The 25,031-nt window shown below is 44.4% G+C and carries 25 protein-coding genes; 20 read left to right on the top strand and 5 right to left on the bottom strand.

Annotated elements, in window-relative coordinates; all coding sequences use genetic code 11:
* Positions 1-2: 2 nt before the first annotated feature.
* A complete protein-coding gene (locus NQ508_RS07465) occupies positions 3-725 on the top strand; it encodes a hypothetical protein (protein WP_006426485.1) in 723 nt (240 codons plus the stop codon).
* Positions 726-732: 7 nt separating this feature from the next.
* On the opposite strand, the gene NQ508_RS07460 is transcribed toward NQ508_RS07465, so the two are convergent.
* Positions 733-1,683, bottom strand: coding sequence for a nucleoside recognition domain-containing protein (locus NQ508_RS07460; protein ID WP_044919538.1), 951 nt, complete (start codon positions 1,681-1,683; stop codon positions 733-735).
* 107 nt (positions 1,684-1,790) lie between these two features.
* On the opposite strand from NQ508_RS07460, the gene NQ508_RS07455 reads away from it, so the two are divergent.
* The 18 genes from NQ508_RS07455 (at position 1,791) to NQ508_RS07370 (ending at position 20,463) form a co-directional block, all read left to right on the top strand.
* Complete coding sequence (locus tag NQ508_RS07455) at positions 1,791-3,239, top strand: aminoacyl-histidine dipeptidase (protein ID WP_006426489.1); 1,449 nt, start codon at positions 1,791-1,793, stop codon at positions 3,237-3,239.
* Positions 3,240-3,259: 20 nt separating this feature from the next.
* On the top strand, positions 3,260-4,636 hold the full coding sequence (locus tag NQ508_RS07450; RefSeq protein WP_006426490.1) for an RsmF rRNA methyltransferase first C-terminal domain-containing protein: 1,377 nt from the start codon (positions 3,260-3,262) through the stop codon (positions 4,634-4,636).
* Between the two features lies 1 nt (position 4,637).
* A complete protein-coding gene (locus NQ508_RS07445; protein ID WP_006426491.1) occupies positions 4,638-5,351 on the top strand; it encodes a pseudouridine synthase in 714 nt (237 codons plus the stop codon).
* Positions 5,338-7,353, top strand: coding sequence for a YgiQ family radical SAM protein (locus NQ508_RS07440; RefSeq protein WP_006426492.1), 2,016 nt, complete (start codon positions 5,338-5,340; stop codon positions 7,351-7,353). The genes NQ508_RS07445 and NQ508_RS07440 overlap by 14 nt, the downstream gene beginning before the upstream one ends.
* A gap of 27 nt (positions 7,354-7,380) precedes the next feature.
* The gene (locus NQ508_RS07435) at positions 7,381-8,193 is read left to right on the top strand and encodes an SDR family NAD(P)-dependent oxidoreductase (protein WP_006426493.1); all 813 of its coding nucleotides are present in this window, start codon (positions 7,381-7,383) and stop codon (positions 8,191-8,193) included.
* A gap of 103 nt (positions 8,194-8,296) precedes the next feature.
* Positions 8,297-8,872, top strand: coding sequence for a hypothetical protein (locus NQ508_RS07430; protein ID WP_006426494.1), 576 nt, complete (start codon positions 8,297-8,299; stop codon positions 8,870-8,872).
* A gap of 25 nt (positions 8,873-8,897) precedes the next feature.
* Positions 8,898-9,920 carry an RluA family pseudouridine synthase gene (locus tag NQ508_RS07425; protein ID WP_006426495.1) on the top strand — a complete coding sequence of 341 codons (1,023 nt, stop codon included), beginning with the start codon at positions 8,898-8,900 and terminating at the stop codon, positions 9,918-9,920.
* Positions 9,878-10,450 carry a Holliday junction resolvase RecU gene (locus NQ508_RS07420; protein WP_044919540.1) on the top strand — a complete coding sequence of 191 codons (573 nt, stop codon included), beginning with the start codon at positions 9,878-9,880 and terminating at the stop codon, positions 10,448-10,450. The genes NQ508_RS07425 and NQ508_RS07420 overlap by 43 nt, the downstream gene beginning before the upstream one ends.
* Before the next feature lie 58 nt (positions 10,451-10,508).
* Entirely contained in the window at positions 10,509-11,762 is a 1,254-nt protein-coding gene (gene hisZ / locus NQ508_RS07415) for an ATP phosphoribosyltransferase regulatory subunit (protein ID WP_006426497.1), read from the top strand.
* A gap of 5 nt (positions 11,763-11,767) precedes the next feature.
* Complete coding sequence (gene hisG, locus NQ508_RS07410; RefSeq protein ID WP_006426498.1) at positions 11,768-12,403, top strand: ATP phosphoribosyltransferase; 636 nt, start codon at positions 11,768-11,770, stop codon at positions 12,401-12,403.
* A 49-nt stretch (positions 12,404-12,452) separates the two neighbouring features.
* A complete protein-coding gene (gene hisD, locus NQ508_RS07405; protein WP_044919542.1) occupies positions 12,453-13,751 on the top strand; it encodes a histidinol dehydrogenase in 1,299 nt (432 codons plus the stop codon).
* 32 nt (positions 13,752-13,783) lie between these two features.
* The gene (hisB, locus tag NQ508_RS07400; protein ID WP_006426501.1) at positions 13,784-14,371 is read left to right on the top strand and encodes an imidazoleglycerol-phosphate dehydratase HisB; all 588 of its coding nucleotides are present in this window, start codon (positions 13,784-13,786) and stop codon (positions 14,369-14,371) included.
* Positions 14,372-14,387: 16 nt separating this feature from the next.
* Positions 14,388-15,671 (top strand): bifunctional phosphoribosyl-AMP cyclohydrolase/phosphoribosyl-ATP diphosphatase HisIE, encoded by a 1,284-nt coding sequence (hisIE, locus tag NQ508_RS07395; protein ID WP_006426502.1) that lies wholly within the window; start codon positions 14,388-14,390, stop codon positions 15,669-15,671.
* A 99-nt stretch (positions 15,672-15,770) separates the two neighbouring features.
* Positions 15,771-16,070 (top strand): hypothetical protein, encoded by a 300-nt coding sequence (locus NQ508_RS07390; RefSeq protein ID WP_022415495.1) that lies wholly within the window; start codon positions 15,771-15,773, stop codon positions 16,068-16,070.
* 126 nt (positions 16,071-16,196) lie between these two features.
* Positions 16,197-17,045, top strand: coding sequence for a dTDP-4-dehydrorhamnose reductase (gene rfbD / locus NQ508_RS07385; RefSeq protein ID WP_006426505.1), 849 nt, complete (start codon positions 16,197-16,199; stop codon positions 17,043-17,045).
* Position 17,046: 1 nt separating this feature from the next.
* Complete coding sequence (locus NQ508_RS07380) at positions 17,047-18,336, top strand: dicarboxylate/amino acid:cation symporter (protein WP_044919544.1); 1,290 nt, start codon at positions 17,047-17,049, stop codon at positions 18,334-18,336.
* 346 nt (positions 18,337-18,682) lie between these two features.
* Positions 18,683-20,020: an MATE family efflux transporter gene (locus NQ508_RS07375; protein ID WP_044919698.1), complete on the top strand. Its 1,338-nt coding sequence runs from the start codon at positions 18,683-18,685 to the stop codon at positions 20,018-20,020.
* 302 nt (positions 20,021-20,322) lie between these two features.
* The gene (locus tag NQ508_RS07370; protein WP_006426508.1) at positions 20,323-20,463 is read left to right on the top strand and encodes a helix-turn-helix domain-containing protein; all 141 of its coding nucleotides are present in this window, start codon (positions 20,323-20,325) and stop codon (positions 20,461-20,463) included.
* A 598-nt stretch (positions 20,464-21,061) separates the two neighbouring features.
* Here the strand turns inward: NQ508_RS07370 and ant(6) are convergent.
* The 4 genes from ant(6) to NQ508_RS07350 all read right to left on the bottom strand — a co-directional run bounded on the left by ant(6) (position 21,062) and on the right by NQ508_RS07350 (position 24,192).
* Positions 21,062-21,928, bottom strand: coding sequence for an aminoglycoside 6-adenylyltransferase (gene ant(6), locus NQ508_RS07365; protein WP_006426509.1), 867 nt, complete (start codon positions 21,926-21,928; stop codon positions 21,062-21,064).
* Positions 21,929-22,101: 173 nt separating this feature from the next.
* On the bottom strand, positions 22,102-22,617 hold the full coding sequence (locus tag NQ508_RS07360) for a hypothetical protein (protein WP_015541387.1): 516 nt from the start codon (positions 22,615-22,617) through the stop codon (positions 22,102-22,104).
* 36 nt (positions 22,618-22,653) lie between these two features.
* Entirely contained in the window at positions 22,654-23,454 is an 801-nt protein-coding gene (locus NQ508_RS07355) for a helix-turn-helix domain-containing protein (protein WP_006426511.1), read from the bottom strand.
* A 42-nt stretch (positions 23,455-23,496) separates the two neighbouring features.
* Positions 23,497-24,192 carry a 5'-methylthioadenosine/adenosylhomocysteine nucleosidase gene (locus NQ508_RS07350; protein WP_006426512.1) on the bottom strand — a complete coding sequence of 232 codons (696 nt, stop codon included), beginning with the start codon at positions 24,190-24,192 and terminating at the stop codon, positions 23,497-23,499.
* Positions 24,193-24,567: 375 nt separating this feature from the next.
* Here NQ508_RS07350 and NQ508_RS07345 point away from each other — a divergent pair, with 375 nt between their 5' ends.
* Positions 24,568-24,981 carry a cysteine-rich VLP domain-containing protein gene (locus tag NQ508_RS07345; protein ID WP_015541386.1) on the top strand — a complete coding sequence of 138 codons (414 nt, stop codon included), beginning with the start codon at positions 24,568-24,570 and terminating at the stop codon, positions 24,979-24,981.
* Positions 24,982-25,031 lie beyond the last annotated feature (50 nt).

Here is a 25,031-nt window from a genome sequence, read left to right as displayed (position 1 = left end):
TTATGAGCAGCCGTATTGAGCAGATCATAGAGGAAATTGAAGAGTATATTGACAGTTGTAAATTCCAGCCGCTGTCGACAACAAAAATTATTGTAAATAAAGACCAGATGGATGAACTGTTAAGAGAACTTCGTATGAAGACACCGGATGAGATCAAGCGTTATCAGAAGATTATTGCGAACAAAGACGCAATTCTGGCTGATGCACAGGCAAAAGCAGACGGAATGATTCAGGAAGCACAGATTCAGACAAATGAGCTGGTAAGTGAACATGAGATCATGCAGCAGGCGTATGCGCAGGCAAATGAGATCGTAACTGCAGCAACTGCACAGGCACAGCAGATTCTGGATAATGCAACAAATGATGCAAACCAGATTCGTATCGGAGCCATTCATTATACAGATGATCTTCTTTCTCAGGCAGAGAGTGCGATCGGACGTACCTTGGATACGTATACATCGAAGTATGACAGTCTTGTAAATTCTCTTCAGGAATGTTATGACATGGTGCGTAACAACAGAGCAGAGCTGGATGTTCCGCCGGAGACAGAACAGAGTGTACAGTCGGAGTATCCACAGGATGAATATCCTGCAGAAGAATATCCGCAGAATAATTATGAGCAGGATGCTTATGGACAGGATGATTATCTGGATGATGAGAATCAGTATCCGAATGATATGTCAGTTTCTGGTTATGATATTCAGGAAGATGACACACTGGATTAAGATACAATCAAATAGCATATATGTAAGCGGAGATAAGAAGACTGGTTACCAATGCGGTGGCCAGTTTTTCTGCTATATAGGGCAGGATTGGTAAGTGATTGCCGGAGATCATGGAATATGTCTGGGCAATACAGCACCAGCCGCCGAAAGAGGTAAGTGCAGCGCACAGAATAATCTTATGGGAGGTATACAGTGCGGATGACGCAAGCCGTCGGATTCCGGTGCTGATCTCCAGGCTGGAATACAGAAGAAGAGAGGCTGTATTGTCTGGAAGAGCAGATGCAAGCAGTTGAATCAGGACAGAGAACATCATTATATATCCACCGACCTTTGTGATGGATTCGAATGCATTCATGATACAACGGTCGAAGTAATTACCGGATAAATTTTCAGACTGTGAAGCAGTTGAAGAAGAAACCTGCATCAAGTGTGAAAATGGATGGATATGGTCTTTTGCGCGGTAGAAAAGACGAAAGACAAAGCTCATCATAAGAGGCGTAAGTGTAAGAATAAGAAGAAACGGAATGGAAATAGAATCCTTTTTCAGATTCTGAATGACAACATAGTTTAAGATGAAAGCAGGGCTTGTATTGTTGCAGAAAGACAAAAGGTAAGAGGCTTCCGAACGCGAAATTTTCTGAGCGTCCAGAAGGTCGGAGGCTGTCTTGGCACCCATCGGATATCCGCATAAGAAGCCGGTGAGTACTGCAAATGTGCCATAATAAGAAGTGCCAAGGAGCGGACATAGAAACGGTGATGTGATGTGGCAGATCCAGTGAAGTGCAGGGGTGCGGATCAGAATATTGATCAGGACCATATAGGGAAGTAATGTGGGAAGGACATGCCGGAACCACAGGAGGAGTCCGTAACTGGCACCGGCAAAGACTGTCTGTGGAAATGACAGCATACATAAGAAAAAAATCAGTATCGGAATGGTAAGGAAATGACGTCTGGACATAGGAATCTCCCGGAGGACCTTGTTAATTCATTGTATGGATAAGGTTGATTTTTTATGAAGACTGTTAGATAATAGATAACAGTGTAATATAGAAGGAGTGTAGGAAAATGGCAGTATTAAATGAATTAGAACCGAAAGAAGTCTTCCGGTTTTTTGAAGAAATAAGTGCGATCCCGAGAGGAAGCCGCGATACAAAACGTATCAGTGATTATCTGGTGGCATTTGCAAAGGAAAGAGACTTAAAAGTGATTCAGGATGAAGTGAATAACGTGATCATATTCCAGCCTGGAACACCTGGATATGAAGAAAGTGAACCGGTGATCCTGCAGGGACATATGGATATGGTATGCGAAAAGACATCGGATTCCACACATGATTTTAAAAATGACGGACTGGAATTATATGTAGAAGATGGATTTTTAAAGGCGAAAGATACCACGCTTGGAGGAGATGACGGAGTTGCGGTTGCAATGGCGCTTGCACTGATGGACAGCGAAGATATTCCACATCCACCAATCGAAGCAGTATTTACTGTAGATGAAGAGCTTGGAATGGAAGGTGCCGAGGCTATCGACCTGTCAGTATTAAAAGGAAAGAAACTCATCAACCTGGATTCGGAAGAAGAGAAGACTCTGACGGTTGGATGTGCGGGCGGAGTCCGTTATCAGGGACTGATCCCGGTAGAAAAGAAGACTGCATCCGGAGAGGTGATCAAGATTACGATCCAGGGGCTTCTGGGCGGACATTCCGGCGAAGAAATCCACAGACAACGTGGTAATGCGAATAAGATGATGGCACGTCTGCTGTATCATATTGCAGGAGAGAAGAATTACCGTCTGAGCGAAATCTATGGCGGCTCGAAAGACAACGTTATTGCGATGGAAGCACACGCGTCTATCCTTGCAGAACCGGAAGACTGCGAAGAGATCCTTGCTATGATCCGGGACATGGAAAGTATATGGAATGCAGAATTCATGGGAGAAGAACCAGGCCTGACTGTAAAAACAGAAACTGAAAAAGTAGAAAATATAGTAGTGTTCTCAAAAGATACTACGCAAAAAGTAGTAGGATACCTGACGGCATGCCCGAATGGATTAAAAGAATACAGCCGTAAAGTAGCCGGCGCGACAGAGACCTCTTTAAATCTCGGTGTGGTATCTATGAAAGAAAATGGAGTGGAGGTAGCATTCCTAATCAGAAGTGCAGTAGACAGCAGAAAGCAGCAGGTGCTGGAAGAAGTAGAGGCTGTGACAAAAGCATTCGGAGGAAGCGGTTCGCTTTCCAGCGAATATCAGGCATGGCAGTACAAGCCACAGTCAGAACTCCGTCCGGTCATGGTAGAAGCATACAAAGAAGTTTATGGAAAAGAGCCGGAGATCTGCATTATCCACGGTGGACTGGAGTGTGGAATCTTCCTCGGAAAACGTCCGGATCTGGACTGCGTATCCTGCGGACCGGATGTTCTGGATATTCATTCTTATAATGAACGTCTGGATATTGCGTCTACGCAGAGAAGCTGGGAATTCCTGAAACTGGTACTTAAAAATTGTAAATAATAACGACGGAGGAGAAATATATGAATCTGCCAGCAGCATTTGAAGAAAAGATGCGTGCACTTCTCGGAGATGAATTTGACGAATATATTGCCTGTTATGAAGAACCAAGATATTATGGCATGCGAGTGAATACAGGCAAGATCTCGGTAGAAGAGTTTGAAAAGATATGTCCGTTTGAGATTAGAAAGATCCCGTGGATCGAAAATGGATTCTATTATGACGGGGACAAAGTGTCTCCTGCAAAGCATCCGTATTATTTTGCCGGCCTTTATTATCTTCAGGAGCCGAGTGCCATGACACCGGCGAACCGTCTTCCGGTAGAGCCGGGAGATAAGGTTCTGGATGTATGTGCGGCTCCGGGAGGAAAGGCGACAGAATTAGGAGCAAAATTACAGGGAGAAGGCGTGCTGATTGCCAACGATATCAGCAGTTCGAGAGCCAAGGGACTGCTTAAGAATATTGAGGTATTCGGAATCGGAAATGTTCTGGTGTTAAGTGAGGAACCAGGACGTCTGGAGAATTATTTTACGGAATATTTTGACAAGATCCTGATCGATGCACCATGTTCCGGAGAAGGAATGTTCCGAAAAGATAAAAAGATGGTAAAAGCATGGGAAGAACACGGACCGGAATTCTTCAGTAATCTGCAGAGAAATATCATCCTGCAGGCTGCAAGAATGTTAAAGCCGGGCGGTCTCATGCTGTATTCGACGTGTACATTTGATCCAAGTGAAAATGAGAGAATCATTGAACACCTGAAAAAAGAATATCCGGAATTCCATGTACTTCCGATGGAAAACTATGAGGGATTCTGCCCGGGAATACCGGAAGTGACAGAAGAAAAGGATGAAGAACTGAAAAAAACAGTCCGCATCTTCCCGCACAAGATGAAAGGGGAGGGACATTACGTTGCCCTTCTGCAAAAGGGAGAACCATTGCCGGCAAAAGAGCTGAAACCAAAGAAGAAATCAGGAAAAATCCCGGCAGATCTGGAAGAATTCATGAAACAGGTAACATGGAAACTGGATGGTTCCAGACTGGATATCCATGGAGAGCGCATTTACTATATGCCGGAAGGGCTTCCGGATGTGAGAGGAATCCGTTTCTTGAGAACCGGACTGCTGCTTGGAGAACTGAAGAAGAACCGTTTTGAACCGAGCCAGGCATTTGCCATGTGCCTGAAAAAGGATGAATATGCACAGATCATCGATCTTCCATGCGAAGATGAAAGAGTCAGACGTTATCTGAAAGGGGAGACGCTGGATGTAGATGATCTGACAGAGAGAAAGGCAAAAGGCTGGTATCTGGTCTGTGTAGACGGATTCCCGCTTGGATGGGGAAAGGTATCGAATGGTACGTTGAAGAACAAATATCTGCCGGGATGGAGGCTGTGTTAAGATGATGCGTCTGGATAAATATCTGGCAGAGATGGGTGTGGGTACCCGCCAGGAGGTAAAGAAGCAGATCCGTCAGGGGAAAGTTACCGTTAACGGGACGGTGGTAAAAGCAGCAGATACGAAGATTGATGAGACATGCGATGAAGTTACAATAGGCGGCCGTAACATTTCTTATGTGTCGTATGAATATTATATGCTGAACAAGCCGGGCGGCGTGGTATCGGCGACCGAGGACCGGAGAGATACTACGGTGATCGATCTGATCAAAGACAAGAAACGAAAGGATCTTTTCCCGGTCGGACGACTGGATAAAGATACGGAAGGATTACTTCTGATTACGAATGACGGAGATCTGGCACACCGTCTGCTGGCACCGAAAAAGCATGTGGATAAAGTCTATTATGCAAAAATAGATGGAATGGTTACAGAAGAGGATGTAAAGCGGTTCGCAGAAGGAATCGATATCGGCGCAGAGGAAGAAGAGATGACAAGACCTGCAAAACTTGACATTATGAAGAGCGCGGAAGAATCTGAGATCCGCCTTACGATCCATGAAGGAAAGTTCCATCAGGTGAAGCGGATGTTCCTTGCAGTGGGTAAAGAAGTTACTTATCTGAAGCGAGAACGCATGGGACCCCTGTGCCTGGATGAAAATCTGAAGCCCGGAGAATACCGGCTGCTGACAGAAGAGGAGATAGAGAATGTCAGAAAATAAATTTTTACCGATTTGCAAAAAGGATATGGAAGAACGGGGATGGGAACAGCTGGATTTTGTCTATATTTCCGGAGATGCTTATGTAGACCATCCGTCTTTCGGACATGCGATCATTACGAGACTTTTGGAAGCGCATGGATTTAAAGTCGGTATCATTGCGCAGCCGGACTGGAAAGATAAGAACAGCATTACGATCCTTGGAGAACCGAGACTGGGATTCCTTGTTTCTGCGGGAAATATGGATTCGATGGTGAATCATTATTCCGTGTCGAAAAAGCACCGCAGAACGGATGCTTATACGCCGGGAGGCGTGATGGGAAAGCGTCCGGATTACGCAGCGGTTGTATACAGTAACCTGATCCGTCAGGTATATAAGAAGACACCGATCATCCTCGGAGGGATCGAGGCAAGTCTCAGACGACTGGCACATTATGATTACTGGTCAGACAAATTAAAACGTTCGATCCTGCTGGATTCCGGTGCAGATCTGATATCTTATGGAATGGGAGAACATTCGATCATTGAGATCGCAGAAGCTCTGGACAGCGGTATTGCGGTCAGTGATATCACATTTATCGCTGGAACGGTTTATAAGACGAAGAGTCTGGACAGTGTCTATGACGCGGAGATTCTTCCGGGATACGAAGATATGAAGCAGGATAAGCTGGAGTATGCAAGAAGCTTTTATACACAGTACTGCAATACCGATCCATTTGCCGGGAAAAGGCTGGTAGAGCCATATAATGATCATCTGTATGTAGTACAGAATCCACCGGCACTTCCGCTTTCGGAAGGGGAAATGGACGATGTCTACGGACTGCCTTATATGCGGACCTACCATCCTTCTTATGAGAAGGACGGCGGCGTACCTGCAATCTCAGAGGTCAAGTTCAGTCTGATCAGCAACCGTGGCTGCTTTGGCGGCTGCAGCTTCTGTGCACTTACCTTCCATCAGGGAAGGATCATGCAGGTGAGAAGCCACGATTCGCTGTTAGATGAGGCGAAGATGATTACGCAGGAAAAGGACTTCAAAGGCTATATCCACGACGTAGGAGGTCCGACGGCGAACTTCCGCCAGCCATCCTGCGAAAAACAGCTTACACGTGGCGTGTGTAAGAACCGCCAGTGCCTGTTCCCGAAGCCGTGTCCGAATCTGAAAGTAGATCACAGAGACTATATTAAACTTCTGAAAGAACTGCGTGACATTCCAAAAGTGAAGAAGGTATTCATCCGTTCGGGAATCCGGTTCGATTATGTTGTTGCGGATAAAAGTGATGCATTTCTGGAGGAACTCTGCCGTTATCATGTAAGCGGACAGTTAAAGGTTGCACCGGAGCATGTATCGGATGATGTTCTTACACTGATGGGAAAACCAGAGAACAGTGTATATCAGGAATTTGTGAAAAAGTACAATAAGATGAATCAGAAGATCCACAAAGATCAGTATCTTGTGCCGTATCTGATGTCTTCGCATCCGGGATCCAGAATGAAAGATGCGGTAGAACTTGCAGAGCATATCCGGGATCTTGGATATATGCCGGAACAGGTACAGGATTTCTATCCGACACCGTCAACGATCTCGACGTGTATGTATTATACAGGCGTGGATCCAAGAACGATGCAGCCGGTCTATGTGCCGAAGAATCCGCATGAAAAGGCAATGCAGAGAGCTCTGATCCAGTACCGGGATCCGAAGAATTATGATCTGGTCATGGAGGCTCTGAAGAAGGCACACCGCATGGATCTGGTAGGATTTGATAAACACTGTCTGATACGCCCGAGAAAATTCGAAGGCAGATCACAGCAGAAAGTACCGGGACAGAAAACGCAGAATCAGAAGTCTTCCGGAAAACCGGGACGGAATGACCGTGGGAAAAACAAAAACGAGCATTCCAGAAGAAATACTGTGCAAAGTGACAGACAGAACAGCAGACAGAATACAGGAACGGATAGAAGCAGACAGAAAAAGAAATCGATCCGGAATGTGCATAAGAAGAAATAACAGCAAGAGAAATAGCATAAAGGGAAAATGATGAAAAACCGGCAGCAGGATGGATGTAGAGAGGTGTTAAAGTTGAAAATAGCGATCGTTACAGGAGCATCGTCGGGAATGGGCAGGGAATTTGCGCTTCAGATCCCGCAGCTGTATAAGAACCTGGATGAATTATGGGTAGTGGCAAGACGGACAGACCGTTTGAAAAATCTGCAGGAACAGGTAAAGATCCCGGTCAGGATCTTCGACGGGGATATGCAGAGAGACTATATTTTTGAAAAACTGCAAAGAGAACTGGATCGCCGGCAGGCAGATGTAAGGATGCTTGTAAATGCGGCAGGATATGGAAAAATCGGTAACGTCAGTGACATTGATCTGAAAGAACAGTGCGGCATGGTTGATCTGAATTGTACAGCACTCACCAGAATGACAGGAATCTGCCTGCCATATCTGTCGAAAGGCAGCCGGATTGTCAATCTGGCTTCGGCAGCTTCGTTCTGTGCACAGCCGGGATTCTGTGTATATGCGGCTTCCAAAGCATATGTACTGCGTTTTTCACAGGGACTGGCAGCAGAATTGAAGAAACGGGGAATCCTGGTAACGGCAGTGTGTCCGGGACCGGTACGTACAGAATTCTTTGACCGGGCCGGTGCGCTTGCGGCAAGTGAAAAAGAAGCACTCTGTGCCGAACCGGAAGCGGTGGTGACACAGGCACTTACAGACAGCGTGCGTGGAAGACGCGTTTCGGTATATGGAGCAGCAATGAAAGGTTCCAGAATCCTTTCCAAGATCCTTCCGGATCGCCTGCTTGTATGGGGGATGATGAAGATCAACCATGCGGATATATAAAGGCATATACGGAATGTCTATGAGCTTGGGAAAATGTTTTTTTCATGATAGAAAAAAACGATTGCAGAAAAATTATAAATAGAAAACAAAAAGGACAGACAATATGAGAACAGAAAAAGGACAGCCGGGATATGTAAAGGCAAGAAAACAGAAATATCTTCTGGGAGCGGTCGTAGAATTTGCAATTGTGATCGCAATCTTTGTAACCGGATATATTCAGACCGGATCCAGACTGAATCTGCTTACCGTTGTAGCGGTAGTCGGATGCCTTCCGGCAGCAAAGATGTTGGTGGAATTTATCACAATGGCACCATATAAGAGTATTGAAGAAGCAAAATACCAGGAGCTGGAGGAAAAAGCACCTCTGATCCTGAAGGCATATGATATGATCATTACCAGTTCACAGAAGGTTATGCCTCTGGATGCAGTGGTTGTATCCGGGCACATTGTCTGCGGATATGCAAGCAATCCGAAGACCGATGAGGCGGCACTTGCCCGTCATATCAAAGATATTTTGAAAGACAATCATTATGATAAGATGACGGTGAAGATTTTCCATGACTATACTGCATTTTTATCGCGTGCGGAGGGCATGAATAATATGGCAGCGGTAGAACAGAAAGAATCATTACGAAGAGAAAAAAAGATCCGGAAGATCATCTTAAACATTTCTATGTAGAAAACAGCGGGAGTTAGAAGAGAATATGAAAGAACTGATCATTCATGACAATGAGGCGGGACAACGCCTGGATAAACTGCTGCGCAAATATCTGAGCGAAGCACCGGGAAGCTTTATTTATAAAATGCTGCGTAAAAAGAATATTGTGCTGAATGGAAAGAAAGCAACCGGGAACGAACATCTGAAAAAAGGAGACAGCGTGAAACTGTTTCTGGCAGATGATACCATTGCCAAATTTCAGGCAGCTGGAAAGACGGTGGAAGAAAGCATAAAGAATACGGTGAAGCTGGACGTGATCTATGAAGATCAGAATGTGATATTTATCAATAAACCGTCCGGAATGCTGTCGCAGAAGGCGAAGGAAACAGATGTATCGGTAGTGGAAAATGTGACAGCATATCTTCTGGAATCCGGGCAGCTCACTAGAGAGAATCTTAAGACCTTCCGCCCGTCGATCTGCAACCGTTTGGACCGGAATACCAGCGGTCTGATCGTTGCCGGGAAGAGTCTGGCAGGCTTACAGCAGATGGGAGAATTATTCAAGAAACGTACACTGAAAAAATATTATCTGTGTATTGTAAAGGGCAGGATCACGGAGCCGGCACACATCAGGGGGTATCTTGTGAAAGACGAGAAGACGAACCGTGTCAGCCTTTCAAAGGGAGGCTTTTCCAAAGATGCAAAAGGCCTTCCTATAGAAACAGAATATGTCCCGATCGCGTGGAATGAAGAGATGACGCTTCTGAAGGTACATCTGATCACCGGACGTACCCATCAGATCCGTGCACATCTGGCGAGTACCGGACATCCGCTTCTCGGAGATTACAAATACGGCTCTAAGAAATGGAATGACCGCTATAAAAAAGAATGGAAGATCGAAGACCAGGTACTGCATGCTTATCAGCTTACAATGCCAGGGATGAAGAAAGAACTGGAGAATCTTTCCGGAAAGACATTTTATGCAAAGGTACCGGAGGTTTTCTGGAAACTGATAAAGGAGACAGCATGGGAACATGGAACTCGAGAGGCCTTAGAGGTTCTACATTAGAAGATATGGTCAACCGTACCAATGAGTGGTATCTGGAAAAGAATCTGGCACTGATGCAGAAGATTCCGACCCCGATCACACCGGTGCGGATGGATAAAGAACACAGACAGATCACGCTCGCTTATTTTGAGCAGCGCAGTACGATCGACTATATTGGAGCGGTACAGGGAATTCCGGTGTGTTTTGATGCAAAAGAATGTGTGGCGGAGACATTTCCGCTTCAGAATATTCATGAACATCAGGTAGAGTTTATGAAGAACTTTGAAAAACAGCAGGGAATCGCATTTATCCTGATCTACTATTCTTCCAGAAATATCTTATATTATATGCGTTTTGAAGAACTGTATAAGTTTTGGATGCGGGCGCAGAACGGGGGTCGAAAGAGCTTCCGTTTTGATGAGCTGGATGAGCGCTTTTTTATGAAATTTTTCCGTGGATGCTATGTTCCGTATCTGGATGCACTGAATCTTGATCTGGAACTTCGGGATGAACTTGACAAAACGGATGAAACTGCGTATAATGCAAAGTGATTTTTTAACATGGTAGCACACTAAAGTACCAAAAAGAACATTACTACTTGGAGGACATATGAAGAAGAAATTACACACTCCGGAGGGAGTACGGGATATATATAACGTAGAATGTGGTAAGAAACTTGCGTTGGAAAGCAGATTGAAAAAAGTATTTCATTTATATGGATATCATGATATCCAGACTCCGACGATCGAATATTTTGATGTGTTCCGTGAAGAGATCGGAACGACACCGGCCAATGATCTTTATAAATTCTTTGATAAAGACGGAAACACACTGGTATTAAGACCGGATATCACACCGTCGATCGCAAGAGCATCGGCAACGTTGTTTAAAGATGAGAATCTTCCGATCCGTCTGTGCTATACAGGGAATACATTCGTGAACCATTCCAGCTATCAGGGACGTTTAAGAGAGACAACGCAGATGGGTGCGGAATTTGTCGGAGATGATTCAGTAGAAGCAGATGCAGAGATGCTTGCTCTGGTGATCGAATCAATGCTGACAATCGGCCTGAAAGAATTCCAGCTCTGCGTCGGCAATGTTGATTTCTTCCAGAGCCTGATCGAAGATGCAAGTCTGGATGAAGAGGCGGAAGAAAGGGTAAGAGAACTGATCGGTAACCGCAATTACTTCGGTGTAGAAGAATTTCTGGACAGTATTCAGGCAAAGAGAAGCTCCAAAGAAGCATTTTCAGCATTGAATGAACTGATCGGAGGAATTGATATCCTGGAAAAAGCGGAAAACCTTGCGCCGAACTCCAAAGGTGTGATGGCAATCAGACGCCTGGAGAAGATATACCACATCCTGCGCTATTACGGAGTGGAAAAATTTGTCACTTTTGACCTGAGTATGACAGGAACCTATGGATACTATACAGGAATCGTGTTCCGTGGTTATACTTACGGAACCGGGGATGCAGTTGTAAAGGGTGGACGTTATGACCATCTGATCGAAAAGTTCGGTAAGAAATCACCATCTATCGGTTTTGCGATTGTAATTGATGAACTGGTGAGTGCACTGACCCGTCAGAAGATCCGCATCGTATATCCAAGAAAGAATACGATCATCATATATGCGGAAGGAAGACAGCTTGAAGCAATCCGCCTTGCGAAGGATTTCCGTAGAAAAGCCAAGAATGCAGAACTTCTGAAGAAGGATGAAAACAGTGGATTGGAAGATTATATCCGTTACGGAAATGATTATTATGCCGGAAGTCTGGTATATATCGAGGAGACCGGAGAAGTAACGATGGTCAATCTCGTTACCGGAGAGCAGAAGATCGTGAATAGTACAGATAGGAGTTAGACATTATGAGATACCTGACATTTGCCCTGGGAAAAGGACGTCTGGCAAAACAGACATTAGAATTATTTGAGAAAATCGGGATTACCTGTGAAGAGATGAAAGATAAAGATTCCAGGAAGCTGATTTTCACCAATGAAGAATTGAAACTCCGTTTCTTTCTTGCAAAAGGACCGGATGTTCCGACATATGTAGAATATGGCGCAGCGGATATCGGAGTCGTTGGAAAAGATACAATCCTGGAAGAAGGACGTAAGGTACATGAAGTACTGGATCTTGGATATGGGAAATGTAAGATGTGTGTATGCGGATACAAAGATGCCGCACCACTTCTGCAGCATCATGAACTGATCCGGGTAGCAACAAAATATCCGAATATTGCAAAAGATTATTTCTATAACACGAAGCATCAGACTGTAGAGATCATTAAGTTAAATGGTTCCATTGAACTTGCACCGATCGTCGGACTGTCCGAAGTGATCGTGGATATTGTAGAGACAGGGTCAACCCTCCGTGAAAATGGTCTGGAAGTGTTGGAGGAAGTATGTCCGTTGTCTGCTAGGATGATCGTGAATCCGGTCAGTATGCGTATGGAAAGCGCAAGGATCAAAGACCTGCTGACAAGACTGCGGGAGCAGGTATAATACTGTACAGACAGAGAGAAAATAAAATGAGAGGATGGCGGTTAAGGCTATGAGAATACAGCGTTTGACAAAAGATGCAAAAGAGAACTTACTGGAGGATCTTCTGAAGAGAAGCCCGAATAATTACGGTCAGTATGAACAGGGAGTTCAGGAAATCCTCGCTCATGTAAAAGAAGAAAAGGATCAGGCAGTATTTGCATATACGAAGAAATTTGATCATGCAGATATCACTGCAGACAATATTAAGGTTACAGAAGAGGAGATCGAAGAGGCATATAAAGAAGTAGATCCAAAACTGGTGGAGATCATCCGCAAAGCTCTTCTGAACATCCGTACGTATCATGAAAAACAGAGACAGTACAGCTGGTTCGACAGCAAACCGGACGGAACAATCCTGGGACAGAAGGTCACACCACTTCACAGAGTTGGTGTATATGTGCCGGGCGGGAAAGCGGTATATCCATCTTCTGTATTGATGAACATTGTACCTGCAAAGGTAGCCGGAGTTGACGAGATCGTGATGGTCACACCGCCCGGAAAAGATGGAAAAGTGACACCAAACACACTGGTTGCAGCACATGAAGCCGGTGCGGATGTCATCTATAAAGTCGGCGGGGCACAGGCGATTGCTGCTCTGGCATACGGGACAGAGAGTATTCCAAAAGTCGATAAGATCGTAGGACCTGGAAATATATATGTTGCTCTGGCGAAAAAAGCAGTTTATGGCTATGTAAGCATTGATGCAATTGCCGGACCAAGCGAGATTCTTGTTATTGCAGATGAGACGGCAAATCCAAGATTTGTGGCAGCAGATCTTCTTTCACAGGCAGAGCATGATGAACTTGCATCTGCAATCCTGGTCACAACATCTGAAGAACTTGCCCGGAAGGTATCGGATGAAGTAGATGGCTTCTTAAAAGAACTTTCCAGAAGTGAGATCATCCGGAAATCACTGGACAACTACGGTTATATCCTGGTCGCAGATACGATGAATGATGTGATTGATATTGCAAATGAGATTGCATCCGAACATCTGGAGATCCAGACAAAGAATCCATATGATGTGATGACAAAGATAAGAAATGCCGGTGCCATCTTTATCGGGGAATACGCAAGTGAACCACTGGGAGATTATTTTGCAGGACCGAACCATGTTCTTCCAACCAATGGTACAGCAAAATTTTTCTCACCGCTTTCTGTGGATGATTTCATTAAAAAATCAAGTATCATCGGATATTCGGAAGAAGCATTACGCGATATACATAAAGATATTGAAGCATTTGCCGAGGCAGAGCAGCTGACGGCACATGCCAATTCTATCAAGGTCCGTTTTGAGGGCGAAGAGTAGAAGACAGCAGAAAAATAAGGAGGCGAGGAGCTATGAACAGAACAGTCACCAGGACAAGAACGACAAAGGAGACGGATATTACGGTAACTCTGAACCTGGATGGAACCGGAAAGACGGAGATTGATACAGGAATCGGTTTTTTTGATCATATGTTGAATGGATTTGCAAGACACGGATTGTTCGATCTGACGGTACATGCGAAAGGGGATCTGGAAGTGGACAGTCATCATACCATCGAAGATACGGGAATCGTACTTGGACAGGCTATTCTGGAAGCAATAGGAGATAAAGCCGGAATCAAACGTTATGGCCACTTTATGCTTCCAATGGATGAGACACTCGCACTTTGTGCGGTGGATCTCTCCGGAAGACCATATCTGAATTATAATGCAGAGTTTGTGTCAGATAAGATGGGTGAGATGGATACTGAGATGGTAAGGGAATTCTTTTACGCAGTTTCTTACAGCGCAATGATGAATATCCACCTGAAGATTCTGGATGGTATCAACGATCATCACAAGGCGGAGGCGCTGTTTAAAGCGTTCGGAAAAGCACTTGATATGGCGACAATGGAAGAGCCAAGGATAAAAGAGGCATGGACCACAAAGGGAAGCCTCTAAAAGGAGACGGACAGACATGAGTTATAAAAGATTAATACCTTGCATTTTCATAAAAGACGGGAAAGCGGTCAGATGGATTGATGATCCGACTGTTGTATCCAAAGACGTAATTGAACTTGCAAAATATTACAGTGATCACGGTGCAGATGAACTGATCGTGCTGGATCTCTCAGATTCGGATGAAGAACATGATGAAACGATCACATTGATGAAACGGATCAATCGTGTGATCAGGATCCCGATGATCGCAGGCGGCAATATCAGACGCCAGGAAGATATTAAGAAGATTCTGTATACAGGTGCAAAACGGGCAATGCTGAATTTCTCTAAGCCGGATAGTGTCAAACTGATTGAGGATGCGGCAAAAAGATTCGGAAAAGAGAAGCTTGCGGTATCATTAAATGATTTTGATGCATTGTTCAAACATCAGCATCTGATCCAGGATTACAGCAGTGAAATTGTCTTTATGCACAGACTGGATCTGAATTCCATTATGAATGTAACAGATGTACCGTGTGTGATCATTACGGATACGGAAGAAGAGTCAGAGTTATTTAAAATTTTGAAATGCCCGGGTGTCCGGGGGCTTTCGGGAAGATATGTAAGCCGTACAGATATTGATTGCGTGGCATTCAAAGATAAGTGTACGGAAGAAGGAATTAAGATGACATCTTTTGAGAGTATGATGGAGTTCTCACAGTTTAAGACCAATGATCAGGGCCTGATCCCTGTCATCGTCCAGCATTATAAGACACAGGAGATCCTGATGCTGGCATATATGAATGAGGAATCTTTCTATGAGACGATCAAGACAGGAAAGATGACGTATTTTAGCAGAAGCCGGCAGAAACTCTGGGTAAAGGGGGAGACGAGCGGTCATTTCCAGTATGTAAAATCCCTGACGATTGACTGTGATCTGGATACATTGCTTGCAAAAGTAGATCAGATCGGAGCAGCATGCCATACCGGTAATCCGACCTGCTTCTTCCAACCGCTTGTAGGAATTGACTATGATGAGACGAATCCGCTTCGGATCTTTGAATCAGTATATGACACGATCGCAGACCGTAAAGAGAATCCAAAGGAGGGGTCTTACACGAATTATCTGTTTGATAAGGGAATTGATAAGATTCTGAAAAAAATTGGAGAAGAAGCAACGGAAGTTGTGATCGCAGCAAAGAATCCGAATCCGGAAGAAGTCAAATATGAGATCGCGGATTTCCTGTATCATGCAATGGTTCTGATGGTAGAAAAAGGTCTAACATGGGAAGACATCGTAAAAGAACTGGCAGATCGTTAAGCAGAAACTCTTAGAAAACATGAAAAAGAGCCTGTATGCAGTAAGTTTTGCACATGAGTGAAACAGATATCTCATATATTGTTTCAGAGGTGAGCGCATGTGAATGAAGCGGAAAAGCGAAGAAGAGAACTTCTGGAACAGACACGTTACAGCTATCAGGAATCCGGAATACCGGCAATACATCCCAGATACAGGGCATCTTATAGTGAACTGTATGGTGAGGAAGAGGCAGAACAGGGAAGCCTGGGAATCCGTACATTTATTTGTATGATTCTGTTTGCGGTGTTTGTATTTATGCAGAATGAAGGGAAAGATATTCTACATATAAGCAGCACAAAAGTGGTGCAGGAGGTCAGTAAAAACGCTGACATTACCGATGTGTGGAAAAAAATACCATAGAGGAGTAGATTTGAGACCGTTGGTTAAGAATTGAAACTGACGGTTTTTTTGTGTATACTAGCTATATTAAAAGGAAAGCAGAGAGACTGGCGTCAGCCAGTCCCGACAGATGAGGAGGAAGCAGATATGTTAAAATTATGGATTGTTGGTGCATCCGGACAGATCGGATCGGCCATCAATGAAGTGTTGGATCCATTGGAAATGGAAGTGTTTAACACAGATAAGGAAGAATTAGACATTACGGACACCGATGAGGTGCTGAATTTCGGAGTGATCAACCGTCCGGATGTGATCATCAACTGTGCAGCAGTCACAGATACAGATCTCTGTGAAAAAGAACCGGAGCTTGCATACCGTGTGAATGCGCTGGGAGCAAGAAATTTAAGTATTGTGGCAAGAAAGACAGGGGCCAAGATGGTACAGATATCCACGGATGATGTATTTGACGGAATCCGGCATACCCCATATACGGAGTTCGATGACACAAATCCGAAGACCGTTTACGGACGTTCCAAGAGAGCAGGGGAGAATTATGTAAAGGAATTTACACACAAGCATTTCATCCTGCGCAGTAACTGGGTGTATGGAAATGGCAATAATTTTGTAAACCGCGTACTTCATGCAGCAGATACAAAGGATGAACTTCTGATTGCATCAGATCAGTTTGGTTCTCCGACCAGTGCAAAAGACCTGGCACGTATTATTCTTTATCTGATCAAAACGAATGAATACGGAACGTACCATGCAACCTGTCAGGGTGTATGTAATCGTTATGAATTTGCGCAGGAAGTTTTGAAACTTGCAGGAAAGAGGATCACTCTGCGCCCGGTAGTGACCAGCGAATCGGATCTTTCTTCTACAAGACCAGCATATGCGGTTCTGGATAATTTTATCCTTCGTATCATCAATGTATACGAGATGCCGGACTGGAGAGCTTCACTGAAAGAATATATGGATGAGAGAATGGAGGACTAATATGGGAGAGACACAGAAGAAGGAAAAGAAGAAAATAGGACTTACAACGAAGATTTTTATTGCATTGCTTGCAGGAGCGATATTTGGAATTATTTTATGTTATGCGGTTCCAAGTGGACATATCAAAGACGACATTATCGTAGAAGGTGTACTGTACGTGGTCGGACAAGGCTTTATCAAACTGATGAAGATGTTGGTTGTACCACTGGTATTCTGTTCGCTTGTGTGCGGAAGTATGTCGATCGGGGATACGAAGAAGCTTGGTACAGTCGGTGCAAGAACACTGATCTTTTATCTGGCAACAACAGCACTTGCGGTTACCGTAGCATTGTCTGTCGGAAACCTGATCAATCCGGGTGTGGGACTGGACATGAGCACGATCAAGACTAATGCAGCATCTGTAGAAACTATGAAGGCTACTTCATTGACAGACACGTTGTTAAATATTATCCCGGATAACCCGATTAATTCTCTTGCAAGCGGAGAGATGCTGCAGATCATCGTATTTGCATTGATCATCGGTGTGATCCTTGCAAAATTAGGAGAACGTGCAGAGACAGTTGCGAACTTCTTCAGCCAGTTTAATGATATCATGATGGAAATGACGATGATGATCATGGCACTTGCCCCAATTGGTGTCTTCTGCCTGATCAGCCGCACATTTGCAAACATCGGATTCAGTGCATTTGTACCGCTGGCAAAATATATGATCGGTGTATTGATCGCACTGGCAATCCAGTGTTTCGGTGTATACCAGATCTTACTGAAGATATTTACCGGACTGAATCCTCTGAAATTTATCAAGAAGTTCTTCCCGGTTATGGCCTTCGCATTCTCAACAGCAACATCAAATGCAACGATTCCGCTGTCAATCGATACCCTGTCCAAGAAGGTGGGTGTATCTAAGAAGATATCATCTTTCACCATTCCTCTTGGAGCGACCATCAATATGGATGGTACTTCGATCATGCAGGGGGTAGCCGTTGTATTTGCCGCACAGGCATTCGGAATCCACTTAAGTATGACAGATTATATTACTGTGATCGGAACTGCAACACTTGCATCCATCGGTACGGCCGGTGTGCCAAGTGTAGGTCTGGTAACACTGACAATGGTATTCAATTCTGTCGGACTTCCGGTTGAGGCAATTGGTCTGATCATGGGTATCGACCGTATCCTGGATATGACAAGAACTGCCGTTAATATCACAGGTGATGCTGTATGTACAACAATCGTTGCACACCAGAACAAGGCACTGGATAAGAATGTGTTCTATGCGGAAGAGAATTAGGAACGAAGATATTAATTTTTAAAAGATGTTCTAATAAATAAAAAACGTATCTCTGAGATGCTTCCTTTTCAGACAGTGGGGAAACATTGCAGAGATACGTTTTTTATATTTACTGATATGGATGTTTACAATGAATGTAAATAAAAACATATAAGCTAAGTGATTATAGGTTGTTTTTGATGTTCTGTCAAGGAAAATGTCTTTACACATATAAAACGAATTAATAATTAAATGTTCACAAACGATAAATCTATGCTACAATAAAAATTACGGCTTTATGCTTTGATTGAAGATATTACTATAAAAGGAGAGAGTTGTTTTGAAGAAAAATAAATATGAGATTGATATGTGCAATGGAACCATCATGAACAAATTGATTTCATTTTCCATACCACTGATGCTGTCAGGAATCTTACAGCTGATGTTCAATGCGGTGGATATCGTGGTAGTGGGACGTTTCAGCGGAAGTCAGGCGCTCGCAGCGGTGGGTTCGACAACGGCACTGATCAATGTGTTTACCAATCTTTTCATCGGAATCTCATTGGGAGCAAATGTACTTGCAGCGAGATATTATGCGACCGGAAAAACAAAAGAAATGTCGGAGACGGTACATACGGCTATTGCACTTGCTCTGGTAAGCGGAGTGGCGATGGCGGTGATTGGAGTGGTCTTTGCCAGAGGCGCACTGGAAATTATGGGGACACCGGATGATGTAATTGCCAAATCCACACTTTATATGCGGATTTATTTCTGCGGTATGCCATTTTTTATGATGTATAACTATGGAGCAGCCATATTAAGGGCAGTGGGGGATACCAAACGTCCGTTGATCTTCCTGATCGTATCCGGAGTGATTAATGCAATATTGAATCTGTTCCTGGTCATCGGTTTTCATCTGGATGTAGCAGGCGTTGGGATTGCGACCGTTATATCCCAGCTGGTATCCTGTATCCTGGTACTCCGGTGCCTGCATCACACAGAGAGCAGCTATCAGCTTCACCTTGCAAAGCTTCGGATCAGATCCGTGTATCTGAAGCAGATTTTTGAAGTCGGGGTTCCGGCGGGAATCCAGAGCACGGTAATCAATATTTCAAATGCGATGCTGCAGTCATCGGTCAATTCTTTTGGATCGATCGCAATGGCAGGATATACGGCATCGAATAATATTTTCGGATTCTTATATGTGTCGGTGAACTCCTTCACACAGGCCTGTATGAGCTTCACAAGCCAGAACTACGGAGTGAAGAAATTAAAACGTATGGACAGGGTTCTGATTGACTGTATGATCCTTTCAGTTGTGGTAACTTTGATCCTCGGAAGCAGTGTGTACATATTCGGACCGGAACTTCTGCATATTTACAGTAATCAGGCAGATGTTATCAAATACGGTATGGAGATCTTTTCTTATACAACCGTTACCTATTTCCTGTGCGGTCTGATGGATCTGTTCCCGGGAGCACTGAGAGGAATGGGATATTCCACGGTACCGATGATTCTTTCTATCATCGGTACGGTCGGAGTCCGGATTATCTGGATCTATGGACTGTTCCCTTCACACAGATCACTGACTTTCTTGTTTCTGTCTTATCCGGTATCCTGGATTGCAACGATCATCATGCAGGTGATCTGCTTCTGGTTTGTAAGGAAGAAGATCCACAGGACGATGGTGATTGCGGCAGAGTGATCTTTTTTCGAACATATCATACATATCATATATCATATAATGATAAAAAACTCCCGGAGTCTTTGGTGGCTCGGGGAGTTTTTTGCATCGCGATGTGTTCGCTGTATCGCCATATGACCGAAAGAGGCTGACAAATTTGGCCGCTTACTATAAAATTAAAAAATAAAGATAAAAATCTGTAACAAAATATAAGTTCATGCGTCTAATAGTGAGAATTAGCGGTATTTAGAGGCGTTCAACCATAAGTGGAGTGCTTTTCTGGGAGAAATATGGCATAATAAAGCCGACAGGAGGTGACGCATATGGTTGAACCATTAGAACTTGGAAGGTTTATATCGACATGCAGGAAGGAAAAAAATCTGACGCAGAAGCAGCTGGGAGAAGAACTGGGCGTGACAGACAGAGCTGTGTCAAAATGGGAGAATGGGGTTTCACTTAGATAAAGATACCACACCATTCCCACGCTGACTTTTGCTCAACCGATACAGCCGGAGGGCTGGATAACAAGAAAAGGCGGTATGCGCCCCGTGGAGGGGTAGCGTACCGCCTTTCCTTGTGGGGGTTTCCAAAGGGGGCAACGCCCCCATTTGGCACACGACTTTGCGAAGCAAAGTGTAGTGTGTTATACGCTCTGTCGGCGTTGCCGTGAAAATGCCGTTGCCGCCGGGGAGGGCAAGGGCATTTGAAGCGGCAGGAAAACAGGGCTGTGCTTGTGTGGCGTGGAGCCGTAAGCGCAGGTCTGGTTTCAACAGCAGACAGGGCGTATATGAAAGCCCCCGTTCATCGTCCTACGCTCCGACTTGTGGACAAAGTGTCCCGAAGTTGTGGCTACACTCCCGGAAAAGTAACAGGACAGCGGGTAACCGTCAAGGCTGAAATGAACGGGTTTACACCCGGCCTTGACCGCCGCCCGCCGTCCCACTGAATGGGTGGACAAGGCGGTCAATCCCTCAAAGTGCTTGTCCGCGCTCTTTCTGATTTTGAGGTATTCAGTTTTTCAAAATTGAATAATCAAAATAAATTTTTTCGATTGAAAAAATTTTATTTGTTATCATCTTCAATGCCATATTTTTTCTTTTGCCGAATCACATAATTACTGATTTTTTCATCATATAGTGGATACTGGTAATCCAACTGGCATGCCACTTCTGACGAAACCTCCCGGAACAATGCCATACATTGTTCAAAGGATTCCCACATATGGGGATAGGAATCCATATTATAAGTGGACATAAGTCGTTCCCACAATTCCTCTGGGGCATATTGCTTCATAAATTTATAGTTTTTTCCCAAACTGAAATGAAATCCCTGTTTGATACCAATCAGCCAGGAAATCATGCGAAGCAATTCTTTTCGTACTATATCATTCATATGGTCAATAGCAAAAAGAATTTCTTTGCGGCATAAGCCCTTTACTACATATGTTGTAGTATTCCAAAATTCATTACAGCAATCGTCAAACATTCTTTGAGTAGGCTTCTGCAAGTGGTAGTCTATATCCGTTGGTATTGGCGGCTTTACGATACGGTTGTCTTTATCCAACAGTAACTTTACCAGTTTATCCCATGTAAAATACTCGTCTATCAGTTCCAGCGGCAGCAAAGTTAAATCTATCTTAACATCATCAGTAAACAGCATTAAATATGAAAATCCCTTTTCTACAGCTGGAAATAATTCCATATCTTCCGGCTTTTGCAGAATCAACCTTTCACCAAATATATCTAGCCATTTATCATCACTTGTGAAGCTGTCCATATCCGTAACAAAAAAAGTAATATCAAAATCCTGAAAATCATCAGGCGGAATATTTGTATTTGTTCTAGATCCTTCCAAAGTAACCATGCGAATGCGTTTGTCTGTTTTTGCAAAATTCAAAACAATATCATAAACTTCCTTTTCTGATCTCATTTTTATCTCCTCCAATTATTGAAATAGGTGTGAAACCATTTTAGGGCTTTCCCGCCTTGATTACCCTTTAGCAAAGACGGGCGGGACTGTCAACGGCGGCGCATGAAATGCGCCGTTCATCTTGACCGTTGACTGGCTCGGCTGGCTTTGCTATTTTCTCGATGAAAAACAATTTATTCGTACTTATTTCCATCATTGTCATAGTAAACCACATGAATGGAATACTCTTTTTCTGGGTTTTTAATTGAGATAATATCCATATCATCTGTGCTGTATCTCAATGTATCTTGCACTTGTCCATTTATTGTATAAGTGATTTCGGCATACTCTGTTTTAGCACCATTAAACCAAATTAAATCATACCATTCTCCGTTTATTGCAACGCCACCAACAATAATCTCATCACTATTTCGGTTTGTTGATGTACTAAATTTGTAATCTCCATTTCCTGTTGGTTCAAAGATGGCAAGTGTAGATTTATTATCTGCACTATATGCTCCACTCACGATATAACCGCCAAGTTCCAGTTCTTTTGCAATAGTCCATTCATTCCCCTTTGAAATTGCGGTGTTCAGTATGCTTTCTCTGCTGGTAATGGTATCTCCTTTGGGAGTTAAACTAAAGAAATATAAAAAAGCGGCAGCAACGCAAATAACAGTCGCTGAAATTATCAGTAACCATTTTTTCATAACCAATACCTCCATATAATCTGATTTATTATTCTCTTACTTCCGTCCTCGCTGCGGCTTTGGATTTTTCAGCAAGTCCGACTTCTGTGCAATCTTTTTCAGCCACTTCTTTTCTTCCTCGGACAGCTTCTTATAATTCAGTTTGAGCCGCTTGCAGATAAACATCATAGCCGCCTGCTCCGGGTCGCTGTCCTCTTTAGCGGTTTCCTCGGCTGCCTGCAAAAAATCTTCCAGTGGGCTATCCTCCGGGACGCTGAAAAAATCGTCCTTGTGGGCTTCCCGCAGGTCGAGGGCTATCTTGTTTATGTCCTGCTGTATCACATAGCGGCAAAAGCTGTCGTCGTCAATATGGGCGGCGATAAGCTGCCTTAACTGCGGGTCAGTCAAGCCGGGATTGTGTTGTTTCATAATCGTTGCACTCACGGCGTCCACAATGGCGTTTGCACTCTGTACCTGTTTTCCCGCCACGCCGTTCACATAGATTTCAAGGTCGGCCATGAGCCGGGGAAAATCCGGGTGGGTCGCCAGTTCACACAAAAGGGAATTGTCCACCCGCCCGCTTTTCAATAGTTCAATCATATCGTCGCTCAAACGCAGGTCTGCAAGATCGGCGTTTGGGTGATTTTTTGTTTGGGAACGGCCCAGCAGATAATCAACAGTCACTTCGTAAAACTTTGCTAACTCAATAAGGGCATAGTGGCTGATGTCTTTGAGATTGTCCCCCTCATAACTGCCTAAAGCAGATTTGGAGAGGTGCGTCTGTTCCGCAAGCTGTTCCAGCGTCAAGCCACGCTCCACACGCAGGTCTTTTAGTCGTTCTTGAATAGTTAGGGCCATACTCTCCCCCCTCTGTCCTCTGTTCTAAAATATCATCCAATCTTACCACGACTTTTTGATTTCTCTTAATAAAGCAACCGTAATATCTTTGGCAATACTTGATGCTTTTGCACAGTTTTTGTCAAAATTATCAACTCCGCTGTGTTTTTCAGTATCGGTCACACACCGAATGGCGATAAACGGTATGTCATTTGCATAGCAGACATGAGCGATACTGGCAGTTTCCATGTCAACCGTCAAGGGAGCAAATTCATCGTTTATTTTTTGCCGGCTCTCATCGGTTATAAACGATTCTCCCGTTACCATACGGCCCCAAACTACCTTTCCAGAAGTTGAAAGCTTGTCAACAGCAGACTTTGACATATCTATCAGCTTTGGGTCTGCCACAAAAAACACAGAATTCATCCACGGATGAAATTCCGTTAAAATGTCTGGCGCTACATCGTGGTAACAAACTTCTGTGGAGATAACTGTATCGAATATTTCAAGTTCTGGCTCCATACCGCCCGCTGTCCCTGAATTGATAATTATATCCACGCAAAATACATCTATCAAAAGCTGAGCGGCTATGGCGGCATTTACTTTGCACACGCCGGAAAACAGGGCGACAACTTCTACACTATCAATCTGTCCAGCATGGAATTTCAGCATAGCTTTTTCCGTTATCTTACAGTTGCTTATCAAGGGCAAAAATGGGGCGAGTTCTTCGTCACCCGCACATAAAATTCCGATTTTCATAGATTATTGTCCTCCTATGGCTTGAAAGCCAATTTTTATGTTTATTTTACCACAATTCCGAGAGCGTGGAAATAGGCAGTTTTCCGGGCGGATCTCCGACTTTATGGATATACGGGACGGACGGTCATTTAGGTGTAGACTTATTTTAGTTCATCGATGAACGGCACCTTGAAAACAGAATGACCGTCCGAAAAGGAATACCCCGGCTGGGGAAGCACTGCAAGGAGCCAGCTTCTGGACACTTTGTCCAGAGGTCACTTCGGGACAAGTTGTCCCGAAGTTGCGGGGAGCGTGCCAACGCCGGAACACGCCGCAGGAATGGGGCAGGAAACCTTTTCGGAGGAACGGCAACGGAAAGCAAAATGGAGGGAACGCATGAGAGATAACCCCTATAAAGACTTGCCGCCACTGGAACGCAGGCCGGACGGTTCTCTTTACCGCATGACACCGGCGCAGAGGAAACAGGCGGCCAGCCTGATACGCCGGGAGTGCTGTTGTTGTGAGGACGGCAACTGCATTGCCCTTGATGATGGGGACACCTGCACCTGCCCGCAGACGGTTTCTTTCTCGGTCTGCTGTAAGTGGTTCCGCTGGGCGGTCTTGCCGCTGGACGGGACGCTGGAAGCGGGGATTTTCCGGGATAAGGACTTGAAACGCTGTGAGGTCTGCGGCGGCGTGTTCGTCCCAAAATCCAACCGGGCAAAATACTGCCCCGGCTGTGCCGCCAGAGTTCACAGGCGGCAGAAAACAGAAAGTGAACGGAAAAGGAGGTCTGCTGTGGACAGTTAGGAGCGGAAAAAGCCTTGATTTATCAGGCTCCGCAAGCCCCAAACCGGGGC

Source organism: Dorea longicatena, assembly GCF_025150085.1.
Taxonomy (GTDB): Bacteria; Bacillota; Clostridia; order Lachnospirales; family Lachnospiraceae; genus Dorea_A; species Dorea_A longicatena.
This window is presented reverse-complemented; position numbering and strand designations above follow the sequence as displayed.